This window comes from Virgibacillus aidingensis (assembly GCF_010994035.1).
In the GTDB taxonomy this organism is placed as follows: domain Bacteria; phylum Bacillota; class Bacilli; order Bacillales; family Amphibacillaceae; genus Virgibacillus_N.
Window position 1 is genome coordinate 1 of the sequence record NZ_WIXN01000015.1, and the last position, 13132, is coordinate 13132.

Below are 13132 nucleotides of genomic sequence, written 5' to 3' on the forward strand. Positions count from 1 at the left end.
AATATTTTAACATGGGTCTGAAAGATGACCTAATTTTTTCTTTTACACAATTATATGGATTTTATCCAGAAACCGTGCGATGAGCCCCCTGAGAGCGATTCTCGGGTATGCCATCGTGCAGAATCCGTGCGATGACGCCTCTGAGAGAGGTTCTCGGGTATGCCATCGTGCAGAATCCGTGCAATGACCCCCTTGAGGGAAGTTTTCGGGTATGTCAACAGGAGGAATCCGCTCGATGACAACCCTGAGAGACTGTTCTCGGGTATGCCATCGTGTAGAAACCGTGCGATGACGCCTCTGAGAGAGGTTCTCGGGTATGCCATCGTGCAGAATCCGTGCAATGACCCCCTTGAGGGAAGTTTTCGGGTATGTCAACAGGAGGAATCCGCTCGATGACAACCCTGAGAGCGATTCTCGGGTATGCCATCGTGCAGAATCCGTGCGATGACGCCTCTGAGAGAGGTCCTCGGGTATGCCATCGTGTAGAATCCGTGCGATGACCCCCTTGAGGGAAGTTTTCGGGTATGTCAACAGGAGGAATCCGTGCAATGACAACCCTGAGAGACTGTTCTCGGGCATGTCATCACGTAGAATCCACTCGATGACGCCCCCGAGGGAAGTTCTCTGTGCATGTCATCATGCATAATTCAAGCAATGCCACCCCTGGCAGCTTTTCGGCATAAACCCTATCCGTTAAGCCTTCACAACAACCCAATACATTTAATGATTTTTCCAAGAGTTATTCAATCAAATGCAGTCGACGCGCCCATTGACGCGCCCATTAATGTGGTACTTCACCAGTCTTGTTTTTTCCGATCAGCCAGCCGATGAATCCTGCAACAATAGCTGGGATGAGCCAGGAGAGACCAATGTCGTATAACGGAAGGCTTTCCATGAAGGTGCCTGCCCCCGGGAGTTCAAAACCGAACGCCACTATACCGTCGTACAAACTAATAATGGCTGTAACCAGGATGGCTGAACGATAAACAGCCTGTACACCGCCAAACAGGCGATGCAGGAAAGTAAGCAGGATCAATATAATGGCAATCGGATAGATAAACGTAAGTACTGGCACCGATAAGCCGATAATAGTGTCAAGACCCTGATTTGAGATCGCAAAACTGATAATCGTAACAATCAGGACAAGCATTTTATAGGACATGGAAGTTATTTTAGCAAAAAATTGAGCAACAGCTACTACCAGACCAACCGATGTAGTAAAACATGCCAATGTAACAATGACCCCAAGTAAAAGAGCACCATAAACGCCAAACATCTGATCGGCTGCAGCAGATAATATTTCCCCGCCATTGGTGAATGTACCCTGTGATGCCATTTTTGCTCCGATCCACCCAATGGAGGCATACACGGCAATCAGCGCTATACCAGTAATGAGGCCAGCCTTTAGCGTGGATTTTATCATATCTTCCCTTGCAGAAATACCGCGTTCTTTAAATGCGCTGACAACGACAATACCGAATGCAAGTGCTGCAATAGCGTCCATCGTTAGATAACCTTCCACAAAACCGGTAAAAAATGGTGCATCCAAATATCTTTCCACGGGTCCTTCCAAAGGGACAGTAAGCAGTAAAAACCCGCCAATACTTAGTACTACAATCGCAACAAGTAAAATCGGTGTTAAATACTTTCCGATTTGATCCACCATTTTGGAAGGGTTTAGACTGACATAATATACCAGCACAAAGAAAAAAATAGTAAAAACCAGCAGGATTATGGCTGAAGAATCATTTAAAAATGGTTCTACACTCATTTCGTATCCTACTGTGGCTGCACGCGGTATAGCAAAAAATGGACCGATCACCAAATAGACAGCCGATGTGAAGATAAGTCCAAACATCGGGTGCACCCTATCAGCAAGCTCTCTTGCATCATCTTTAACAAATGAGATAGCTGTCACAGCCAGGATTGGCAGCCCGACCCCTGTAATAACAAACCCGCTGATTGCAGCCAAGTAGGAGGTACCTGATTCCATCCCGAGAATAGGTGGGTAGATGAGATTCCCCGCTCCAAAAAATAATGCAAACAGCATAAATCCAATAATAAATATGTCTCTATTCATGTTGCCATCCCCCAATTCAATTAGTTGCTGAAACGCTTACAAAATGTTGCTTCGTTTTATGTATTAGTGAAAAATGTCTGAAGTTATTTCCCTGATTTTACTGTGCGAGCTGAAAAAACCAATTTTTACCCGAAATCCATATCCAGTGCCGGTTGAAACAAAAATGTAAAGCAATCAAAATAAGTTACGTTTTCATTATTATCAGATAATAAAAGCGGTATACAAACCAAGTCAGCCTAATTTTTAGTTCGCGAAGCAAGCTTATAAAAAATTCAAGAGCAAGTCAATGACTTGTGCTTGTGAAAACCGACAATAATATGACAAATCAACAATGTCTGCATAAGCATTGGATAAATCTTTAATCAATAATTTAATATAATCCTCATAAAGTTAAAAGACACGGGGAAAAAAATAAAAATGCTCATTTAAGAGAACAATATAAACCGGCTCTATACAGCCTTTTCCGTTCCATACAAAAAAAAGAGAAAAATTTTCAAGCAAAAATTGTTTACTTTATGTGCAGGCAAAGTTAAAATGGTTTTCTATATTTGGTTCAAAAGGAGGGTAAGCGTGGAACCTTCACTGTTATTTCAAATCATGCTGATAGGCATTTTAGGAATAGGCTCCCAGTGGGTCGCATGGCGTTTTCGCATGCCTGCCATTGTGATTATGTCCATTACCGGGCTGCTTGCAGGGCCATTTTTAGGGATTATTAATCCTGAAGAGGATTTTGGGGAATTATATAGTCCAATCATTTCTGCGGCTGTAGCAATTATTTTATTTGAAGGAAGTTTGAGCTTAAGCTTTAAGGAACTGAGGGGGCTGGAAAAGCCCGTATTCCGGATTGCCTCTGTAGGTGCCTTTATTGCCTGGATACTTGGTTCCTTGGCAGCACATTATGTTGCCGGATTATCATGGGCAGTAGCCTTTGTCATCGGGGGGTTATTTATCGTTACAGGCCCCACTGTGATCATGCCAATGCTAAGGCAGGCGAAACTTCGGCCAAGACCGGCCAAAATTCTGAAATGGGAAGGTATTATTGTTGATCCGATTGGTGCATTATTAGCTGTATTTGCGTTTGAAATCATAACATTTTTATCTGCCAATGATCCGGACGTGACAAAATTGCTGCTCTTCTTTGCTGCTTCCCTGTTTGCTGCAGTATTTGGCTGGGCATGCGGCAAGGGACTTGGCTGGATGTTTGAGACAGGACATATACCGGAGTTTTTAAAATCCCCTGCTGTTGTTACAGTAGTGATCCTATGTTTTACCGTTGCAGATGAAATCATGCATGAAACTGGATTGCTGTCTGTTACTGCTATGGGGATCACACTGGCAAACATGGGAATCAGTTCGATTTCGGATATGCGCCATTTTAAGGAAAATATTTCCGTTTTGCTTATTTCAGCCATCTTTATAATGCTTACAGCTTCATTGCAGCTGGAGACACTGATGCAGATATTCAGCCCGAACATTATCGGGTATGTATTATTAATGATGTTTATCGTCAGGCCATTATCCATATTTTTATCTACCATCAGCTCCGGGCTATCTGTTAATGAAAAAGTTTTGGTCGGATGGATTGCGCCAAGAGGAATTGTTGCCCTGACTGTTTCGGGCTATTTTGCAGGAGTATTGCTGGAAGCCGGCTATGAAGATGCAGAAATCCTGACGACGCTTACTTTTGGGCTGGTATTTTTCACGGTCCTTGCCCATGGCTTCTCCATTGGCTGGCTTTCCAAAAAACTGAATTTATCCATGGAGGGACGTCCCGGCGCGCTGATTGTCGGTGCAAATCCATTTACTGTGGAACTTTCAAAGTCATTAAGGAAAGCAGGTATTCCGACAATTATTGTGGATTCCTCCTATAGAAGACTGAGCGAAGTAAGAAAAGCCGGATTGCCATTTTATCATGGAAGCATTCTTTCCGAGCAAACGGAATATAATCTGGACACGGTTCCTTATGAATATTTACTGGCTGCAACAGATGACAATGCCTATAACTCATTGGTCTGTACGACATTTATGCCGGAATACGGCAGGACGAATGTATTTAAGGTAAGTCCATTCCGCAAACATAAAAACGGCAAACCGGAGATCGTTTCCAAAGTAGGAGGAAGAATATTGTTTGATAAGAAGTTTCCTATGGAGGATTTGAATGAAAAGTTGGAGAACGGCTATGTTTTTCGTCAAACGACATTGACCCCCCAATATAATTATATGCAATATGTGGAGGATAAAGATAATTCAACTGTTTTTCTTTATCTGATCAAGCCGTCCGGACAGCTGAAATTTTATTCAGAGGAGATGCGGACAGTACCGGCGGTTGGAGATACAATTATCAGTCTGACTCCGCCGACAAAAGAAAAAGCTAAAATAAAGGAAAGAATAGAAGTCCAGCGCAATGGGGAAGGAAAGAATAATAATGAGTAAGGTCCGATGATGGCCGGGAAGGTTTCTTAGTATGATTTTATGTTGCAATTAATGAAAAGCCCTTCTGCCTATGCAGGCAGAAGGGCTTTTTATATAAGAACCCATATATTATTTCATTTCCTCTAGCTGACGGTTTGTCTCGCTGATTTCTCTTTCCAGCCGAATTAACTGTTCTTCAGCAGAGGACACCCTGCCGCGAACATATTCCAATTTATCCATATCACCTTGAATCCGGGTGTAGTCTGATTTCAATTCATCCAGTTTCTGCTCCAGTTCTTTTTTGGTCATTCTTATCACCTCACTATCAGTTTAGCGGAATAGTACTTTACAAAACAAGCATTTCGAGTAACATAAATTGAAAAAAAGGAGAGAGTCTATGCAAATAAAAATAGATACATCTGTTAAATCCTATACGGAGAAAGTGGAAAAAATACTAATGAAAAAAGAAGCATGCAATAATTTGATGCTGGGCATACTCCATAGACTGCATACAAATAATATCGACTGTTCCCTTGGTCATGTGGAAGACAATGACAGGGTCGCCGCAGCATTTATGAGGACACCTCCCCATAATTGGATCATAGCAGATATTGATCATACGGACCCGGATGTCAATGGTGCTGTTGCAGACTATATTTATGAAAAGGGAATGGAATCCCCGGGAGTAATAGGCCCCATTGCTGCTGCGAAAAAATTTACCGAAAGATGGACTGCCCTGACAAACATGACTGCAGCCGTTCATATGAATCAATTAATTTATCAGCTGGATAAAGTGAATGTCACCCCTTCAGGAAATGGAGAACTTTTCAAAGCAACAGAACAGGAACAGGATTTGATTACTGATTGGCTCATTCAATTTGCCAGGGAGGCAAACGAAGCGACCGTGGCTGATAGAGCTGAACATCTGGCCCGGCAATTTGTGAAAAACGGCTCCGTATATTTATGGAAAGTTGGCAATCAATTTGTTTCCATGGCGAATATTTCAAGGAAAACCAAAAATGGAGCCACAATAAATGCAGTTTTCACCCCGGATAAGTACAAGCGGAAGGGCTACGCCACAAATACAGTAGCAGCCTTGAGCAAGCAGCTGCTTGACGAAGGTTTTCAGTTTTGCAGCCTATATACGGATCAAGCCAACCCAACTTCGAATAGTATTTATAAAAAAATCGGCTATGAAGTAGTAGGTTCATCCATTGTTTTTCATTTTGGAGAAGGGGAATAATACGATTCCATTTTGGGAGGAGGGTGTAACTATAGGAGATGTTCCTGCAGGTTTCATCCTCCCTGTTTATCATCATAGAGTGACTATATAATATACCTCTCTCCATTTTTTCAGCTTCCCCGTGTATCATAGACTGACTGGCTCTACTGCAGCATGCTGTCTCGAAATTCTGCTAACCCCCGGACCATAGAATGCTTCCTTTCTCCGATACACAAATATACAGCCAAAGAGAAAGGGCGCGCCTCACGTGCCCTGTGTAAGTTAATTATAGTCAGCAACTAATTTAAATCAGTGCATCTTCTTCATCTTTCTTCGATTTTCTGTATGTTTGGTAAAAATGAATAATGATCGTCCGGACCAGTGCATAGAATGGTACGGCAAACAGGATGCCAATGAATCCGGCAATGCTTCCGGCTGCCAAAACGACCGTTATGACCGTCAATGGGTGAAGCTTAAGCACCTGTCCCATGACATTGGGGGAAATGAGGGCACTTTCAATTTGCTGTGCAACAAACATAATAAGGGAAATCCACACCAGATTCCACGGGTCCTGTATTCCTCCGACAATTAAGGCGGGAATAACCGCCAAATAAGGTCCAAGAAACGGAATAACATTAGTGAGCATCCCAAATAATGCAAATGCCAGTGCAAACTCCAGGCCGATAATCAGGTAGCCTATCAGCAATAATATACCGACGAAAAAGCTGACAAGCAGCTGCCCCTGTATAAATGAGGAAAGGACATTATCCATTTTTGCCATTAAGCTTTTGATGTTTTCTGCCTTCTTTTTACTGAAAATCTGTGTAATAAAGGGTGATAATTTATGTCCGTCCTTCAGCATAAAGAACAGGAAGAAAGGAATAAGAAAAATCCCAATTACAGCAGATACAACTTGGCCAATGAAGCCGCCAATCACGCCAAAAAGATTATTTGTGATTGTTTCCAGGTGCTGCGGGATATTTCCGATGAAATCATTGACCATGGTGACCGCCTCATCCGGAAAGGTCTGGTAATTTGATTGAAACCACTGGAATGTCTCTTCTGCCCATTTGACCATCTGGGGTATATTATCAACCATATTGGATATCTGCTGCTGTGCGATCGGCCAGATATAAACAATAAATAATGAAACTACAATTATAATAGTCAAATAAACAAGAATGATAGAAACAATCCGGTTAATTTTAAACCGCATAAATAGATTCATTAATGGTTTTGTTAAATAAAACAGAATACCTGCCCCTATGATTGGCAAAGCGACTGCACCAATCAGCCTGGCTACAGGGATAAAAAGAAAATCTGTAATGGAAATGAGCCATACGAGAAGAAAAAACATAATAAAAAAGAGCATAATCTGAAACCATCGTTTTTGAACCAATATCATCACTACTTTCGGCTTATTTACCCACATAATTATAACGAACATGTTTCCATATAAGTTTCATTTCTTTTATTCTACCTTTAAATAAACGTAATAGAAAGTATTCTCCATCTATCTTTACCTGAAACTGAACAAAGTAAACGATGGCATGGAATATTTCCTGTAGCTATGCTAAAATCAAGCCATACATAGAGTTGGAGGAATAGATTATGAGTGATTGGGAAAAAGTTTATCAAAAATGGCGGACATTTCAAAATTTGGATCCATCACTAAAGCAGCATTTAACGGAAATCGAAAATGACAGAGAGGCACTTGAAGATGCTTTTTATAAAGAACTGGCATTTGGGACCGGCGGCATGCGGGGGATTCTTGGACCTGGCATAAACCGCATGAATGTGTATACAGTAAGAAAAGCGGTGCACGGTCTGGCAAAATATTTGCTGAATGAAAAAATTGACGCAAAGGCGCGCGGGGTAGTGATCGCATATGATTCCAGACATATGTCCAAAGAGTTTGCCGAAGAATCGGCGAAAGTGCTTGGTTCATCCGGTATCCGCACGTTTGTGTTTGATACTTTAAGACCCACCCCGCTGCTTTCCTATGCAGTGCGTTATCTGGGGACATCCGCAGGGATTATGATTACCGCAAGCCATAACCCACCGGAGTATAATGGATTTAAAGTCTACAATGAAGCAGGAGGTCAGATTACACCTGATGAGGCGGGGGATATTATTGCAGCCATTCAGGAAATAGAGAATGAATTAACGATTCCTTTTAAAGATGCTGGAGAGCTGGAGGAAGAAAAACAGCTTATTTGGCTTGGAAAAGAAGTCGATCAAGCATATCTGGAACAGTTAAAGAACATTTCCAAAATGAGTGCACAAGAGCAATCAAAAGACAAAAATATAAATATTATCTTTACTCCGCTGCACGGTACTGCCTTGTATTTGGTAACGCAAGGACTCCAACAGCTCGGATTTTCCCGTGTGGAAGTAGTAGAACAGCAGGCAAGGCCCGATCCGGAATTTTCCACGGTCTCCTCGCCAAATCCGGAGGAACACCAGGCTTTTACTCTCGCAATTGAACAGGGAAAACAAATGTATGCGGATATTTTGCTTGGAACAGATCCTGATGCAGACAGGCTGGGTGTTGCCGTGAAAGATGCGGATGGCGAATATCGGGTTTTAACAGGCAACCAGCTGGGGGCGCTAATGCTTGATTATATTTTATCCCATAGTGAAGAGCAATCACTCAAGAACGGAAGAATGCTAAAAACAGTGGTAACCTCTGAACTGGGCTGTGCTGTTGCCGACGAATATAACGTAAAAACGATCAACACGCTGACAGGTTTTAAATATATTGCCGAAAACATCCGCCATTTTGAAACTACTGGAGAAAACTTTCTGTTTGGCTATGAGGAAAGCTACGGTTATTTAATCGATGCATTTACAAGAGATAAGGATGCGGTTCAAGCTGCTGCTATGGCTGCAGAAATGGCATATTTTTGGAAAAAACGAGGGAAAACCCTGCTTGATGCTTTGAATATATTGTACAAAAAGCACGGATATTACCTGGAAGGTCTGTCATCATTGAAGATGGAAGGGAAGGCAGGCACAGAACAAATCAACCAAATTATGTCGGAAATTCGCAAGACGCCGCGAGTGGAGATTGCGGGAATGACGGTAGAAATCATGGAGGATTATGCAGCAGGGGAGAGGATATTCCTTCGCGGGCAGCAAACAAAAGAGATGATTGATCTGCCAAAAGAAAATATGATGAAATTCTTATTGGAAGATAACTGCTGGGTTTGTCTCCGTCCATCTGGAACAGAACCGAAAATTAAATATTATTATGGTGTCCGCGGAAAAACGGCAAAGGAAAGTGAAGAAAAACTTGCTTTGCTGAAAAAAGCCATGGATGAAATCATTCAGCAGATTATTTCATAGTTAAAGTGCTGATTCACTATGGAAGAATAAATAAGTTTTTGTTGACATTTTCCTTTATTCGCGGTTTAATAAGAGTAGATTAAAGGGGAGTAGCTGTACAATCCAAGTCGTCATTTCACGGGATAATAGATCTCCGGCTTGATTGGCAACTCACGTTGTTTGCGAGACCTTTACCACGAGCGGGTAAGGTCTCTTTTTTATTGGTCTTGCCCGTGGGTGAGACCATTTTTAGTGAGGAGAGAAACAATGGACAGCGCATTGCTTATTGAATATTTATGGGTGCTTATCATTTTAATTGGTCTGGAAGGTCTTTTGGCTGCGGATAATGCATTGGTACTCGCCATCATGGTAAAACATTTGCCGGAAAAACAGCGTAAAAAAGCATTGTTTTACGGATTGGCGGGAGCTTTTGTATTACGGCTGGGTTCATTATTTGTTATTTCCTTTCTTGTGGACGTATGGCAGGTACAAGCTCTGGGGGCGGCCTATCTCTTGTTTATTGCCTTCAAGCATTTATATGATAAATTGAAACCTGCCAAAGAAGTGCAGGAGGATATGAAAGGGAAGGAACAAAAAGGAAGCGGGTTTTGGATGACTGTGGTAAAAGTTGAATTTGCCGATTTGGCTTTTGCTGTGGACTCGATACTGGCTGCTGTGGCATTAGCTGTTGCATTGCCGCCTACCGGACTGGGAACGATAGGAAGTCTGGATTCCGGCCAGTTTTTTGTAGTATTTGCCGGTGGAATGATAGGCTTGATCATCATGCGTTTTGCAGCGAATATTTTTGTGGAATTATTGCATAAAAGGCCCGGTCTTGAAATTGCTGCCTTCTTAATCGTTGGCTGGGTAGGTGTGAAATTAACCATGATTGTGCTTGCCCATCCGGATATTGCCTGGATTCCGCATGGCTTCCCGGAATCCATTGGATGGAAGCTCACTTTCTATATTGTATTAATTGCTATCGCAGCAGCGGGCTGGTTTTTATCAGGACGCAGCTTGAAAAAGGTAAAAGAAAATGGCTAACTGACAAGGGGAAGCAGACAGATGTTTGCTTCTTCTTTTTTTAGTCAGCAAATTTACGAGGAGTGATAGGTCATGCCTGTACAAATTAAACGCATTTATGAGGAAAAAAATAAAGATGACGGTATTCGGATACTTGTTGACAGGGTCTGGCCGAGGGGAGTGTCCAAACAGGATGCTGCCCTGGATGAATGGGTGAAGGAGGCTGGCCCATCCAATGAATTAAGAAAATGGTTTGGCCATGACCCGGAAAAATTTCCAGTATTCAAGGAGAAGTACAAAAAGGAATTGGAAAGTGGAGAGCAGAAGAAAGCACTGGATAAGCTGAAAACATTGACGAAAAAACATGATAAAGAAGTGACATTGCTATTTGCTGCCAAGGAAGAAAAATACAATCAGGCGACCGTACTAAAAGAAATTTTGGACAGGCAGTAAAAAATTTATGTAAACTGTTCAGCTGATTTGGTATGCGATTTATTTGACCAGGTGCACATCCGGCAGGTGCCTGTCTGGATGATCGTCCGCAAAGGCGTTATACTAGGTGATACTATGGCATGTTATTGCAATGAAATTTTTGGAATGAGGTGATTTTGTGGCAGAGCATCATTTTCATTTGAAAGCAGACTGGCCGGGAGGGAGAAACAGTGACGGCTATATAGAAGCAGGAAATTTAAAAACGAAAATCTCCATCCCGCCGGAAATGGATGGGCCGGGAATCGGTACCAACCCGGATGAGATGCTGCTTGGGGCAGCGGCTACCTGCTATATTATTACGCTGGCCGCAATGATTGAGCGTGCGGAATTGCCCCTGGATAAAATGGGCCTGGAGTCGGAAGGCATTGTAGATGTAACCAATGGCGTGTTTACGTACAAAAAAATTATTCACAGACCTGCAGTTTCTTTAAAATCCGGAGCAACGGACAAGGAACATAGAACACTCCGAAAACTGATTGAAAAAGCAGAAAAAAGCTGCATGATTTCCCGTGCAATCAAGGGAAATGTGGAAGTAATATTGGAGTTTAATGACTGAGAACCTGATCATCTATACGATTTCATTGTTCAACCCGAGCAGTGAAATCGTTTTTTTAGCTTTGGAAAAATAAGCTGTATGTAAGTTGACAAAGTTTTTAGCCTCGTTGAGCTTCAGCGGCCGGCGGCAGCGAATTTTTACGGTGGGACGAGGAACAATGTACCGCAGTCCTGAAACTGACCCGCCTTGTATGGTCAGGCGCATACTATATGTCATTGACCGGCAGCTTGCACCTAAGTTCTTGCATAACAAACTATCAAGCCTGTGATAATTTGACCGGGTTATTTATCCGTCTTAAGGAATGGCACTCTCTTCGCTGCGGGGCTCGGCAAAGTCGTTACTTCCCTAAATGGGCGGTACGCTTATGTTCCGGACGCACTTCCGAAAAATTCATCCATTCTATAATGTTACTAAATTATAATCTTGACACACTTTTAAAAATCGTATACAAGGTTAATTCATATAAGTTATATCGGAATAATATAATATATTGGGGCAAATGACCGCATGCTTACATATACTAATATGAAGCGGTATTGCTGAAAACTAAAAGGAGGCATTACTATGGATATATTTTATATCGTACTGAATATTGCGGTTTTATTGGCGATTATAGGTTTACTTATTTGGATGCAGAAAAAGCATTATTCATTTACGAAACGGGTATTTGCAGGTCTTGGAGCCGGGATTTTGCTTGGTGCGGCATTGCAGATGATTTATGGCAGCGGGGCTGAAGTATTGACTCGGACTACGGATTGGTACAGTATCGTCGGCAGCGGATACATTCGCTTGCTAATGATGATTGTTATTCCGCTTGTTATGGTATCGATTATTCAATCCATTATAAATTTGGAAAAAACAGCTCAGCTCGGCAAAATGTCAGGCTGGATTATCGGTATTTTAATTTCGACTACCATGGTAGCAGCGTTAATTGGCATTGGTGCGGCGTTTATATTTGACTTAAACGCAGATCAAATTGAAGCAGGGCAGGCAGAGGCAGAACGGGGTACCATGATGGAGACAAGGCTGGGGGAGGTGGAAGAACAATCCATGCCACAGCGAATTCTTAATTTTATCCCTAATAATATTTTCCTCGATATGACGGGTGAACGCTCCACTTCTGTCATTGCGGTTGTGATATTTTCTATTATCGTCGGTATTGCTGTGTTGGGGCTTCGGAGAAAGAATCCGGAACAGGCAGAGAGGTTTACCAATATAGTCAATGCGGTTTACGCTGTAGTTATGCGGATCGTTACGTTAATCTTACGGTTGGCGCCATTTGGCATACTGGCATTGATGGCCAACACGGTGGCAAGTACGGACTTTGCCGGCATTATGGAACTGGGTAAATTTGTTCTTGCATCTTACGTGGCATTGCTGATAATGTTTGTGATTCAGCTGGCATTGGTTGGTGTATCCGGATTAAATCCAATGACGTATTTGCGGAAGGCCATACCTGTACTTGGCTTTGCTTTCACCTCACGCTCCAGCGCGGGAACGATTCCGCTGAATATCCAGGCACAGAAAAGATCCCTTGGGGTAGAACAGGGAATTGCCAATATGTCAGCTTCATTCGGTGCCACCATGGGGCAAAATGGCTGTGCGGGAATTTACCCCGCTATGCTTGCGGTTATGATTGCCCCCACTGTTGGTATTGACCCGCTTACACCTGGATTTATTATCCCGCTTGTCTTAATTATTGGGGTCAGTTCCTTTGGGGTGGCAGGTGTCGGCGGCGGGGCAACCTTTGCAGCGCTTATCGTGCTGTCATCCATGAACCTGCCGGTAGCACTGGCTGGTCTCTTGATTTCCATTGAAGCATTCATTGATATGGGGCGTACTGCTGTCAATGTTAATGGATCCATGGTTTCCGGCACATTAACATCACGCATCTTGAAAAATTTTAATATGAAAATTTTCAAAGATAAAAATGCAATTGAAGAATCAGCATCGCTTTAATAAAAAATGCTGCTCCTATTGGGGCAGCATTTTTATGAAAAAGATACACCAAAGTGAGGCA

General features: G+C 42.4%; 11 protein-coding genes. 7 read left to right on the top strand and 4 right to left on the bottom strand.

All coding sequences use genetic code 11. The features are described from left to right. Positions 1-781: 781 nt before the first annotated feature. Positions 782-2080 (bottom strand): branched-chain amino acid transport system II carrier protein, encoded by a 1299-nt coding sequence (gene brnQ, locus GHD25_RS13100; protein ID WP_164217538.1) that lies wholly within the window; start codon positions 2078-2080, stop codon positions 782-784. A gap of 570 nt (positions 2081-2650) precedes the next feature. On the opposite strand from brnQ, the gene GHD25_RS13105 reads away from it, so the two are divergent. After that, the gene (locus tag GHD25_RS13105; RefSeq protein WP_164217541.1) at positions 2651-4513 is read left to right on the top strand and encodes a cation:proton antiporter; all 1863 of its coding nucleotides are present in this window, start codon (positions 2651-2653) and stop codon (positions 4511-4513) included. Positions 4514-4621: 108 nt separating this feature from the next. On the opposite strand, the gene GHD25_RS13110 is transcribed toward GHD25_RS13105, so the two are convergent. Further along, on the bottom strand, positions 4622-4801 hold the full coding sequence (locus GHD25_RS13110) for an SE1832 family protein (protein WP_164217543.1): 180 nt from the start codon (positions 4799-4801) through the stop codon (positions 4622-4624). Between the two features lie 88 nt (positions 4802-4889). Between GHD25_RS13110 and GHD25_RS13115 the strand changes: the two genes are divergently transcribed. Further along, a complete protein-coding gene (locus GHD25_RS13115) occupies positions 4890-5735 on the top strand; it encodes a GNAT family N-acetyltransferase (RefSeq protein WP_164217545.1) in 846 nt (281 codons plus the stop codon). Between the two features lie 283 nt (positions 5736-6018). On the opposite strand, the gene GHD25_RS13120 is transcribed toward GHD25_RS13115, so the two are convergent. Further along, positions 6019-7146, bottom strand: a complete 1128-nt coding sequence (locus GHD25_RS13120) for an AI-2E family transporter (protein ID WP_240452363.1) — start codon at positions 7144-7146, stop codon at positions 6019-6021. Between the two features lie 179 nt (positions 7147-7325). Here GHD25_RS13120 and GHD25_RS13125 point away from each other — a divergent pair, with 179 nt between their 5' ends. The 4 genes from GHD25_RS13125 (at position 7326) to GHD25_RS13140 (ending at position 11112) form a co-directional block, all read left to right on the top strand. Further along, on the top strand, positions 7326-9062 hold the full coding sequence (locus GHD25_RS13125) for a phospho-sugar mutase (RefSeq protein WP_164217547.1): 1737 nt from the start codon (positions 7326-7328) through the stop codon (positions 9060-9062). A gap of 246 nt (positions 9063-9308) precedes the next feature. Next, complete coding sequence (locus GHD25_RS13130; protein WP_164217549.1) at positions 9309-10085, top strand: TerC family protein; 777 nt, start codon at positions 9309-9311, stop codon at positions 10083-10085. Between the two features lie 72 nt (positions 10086-10157). Then, positions 10158-10517: a DUF488 domain-containing protein gene (locus GHD25_RS13135; protein ID WP_164217551.1), complete on the top strand. Its 360-nt coding sequence runs from the start codon at positions 10158-10160 to the stop codon at positions 10515-10517. A gap of 157 nt (positions 10518-10674) precedes the next feature. Next, positions 10675-11112: an OsmC family protein gene (locus GHD25_RS13140; RefSeq protein ID WP_164217553.1), complete on the top strand. Its 438-nt coding sequence runs from the start codon at positions 10675-10677 to the stop codon at positions 11110-11112. Between the two features lie 12 nt (positions 11113-11124). On the opposite strand, the gene GHD25_RS13145 is transcribed toward GHD25_RS13140, so the two are convergent. Then, a complete protein-coding gene (locus tag GHD25_RS13145) occupies positions 11125-11328 on the bottom strand; it encodes a hypothetical protein (RefSeq protein WP_164217555.1) in 204 nt (67 codons plus the stop codon). Positions 11329-11676: 348 nt separating this feature from the next. On the opposite strand from GHD25_RS13145, the gene GHD25_RS13150 reads away from it, so the two are divergent. Continuing rightward, entirely contained in the window at positions 11677-13071 is a 1395-nt protein-coding gene (locus tag GHD25_RS13150; protein WP_164217557.1) for an L-cystine transporter, read from the top strand. The last annotated feature ends 61 nt before the right edge of the window (positions 13072-13132 follow it).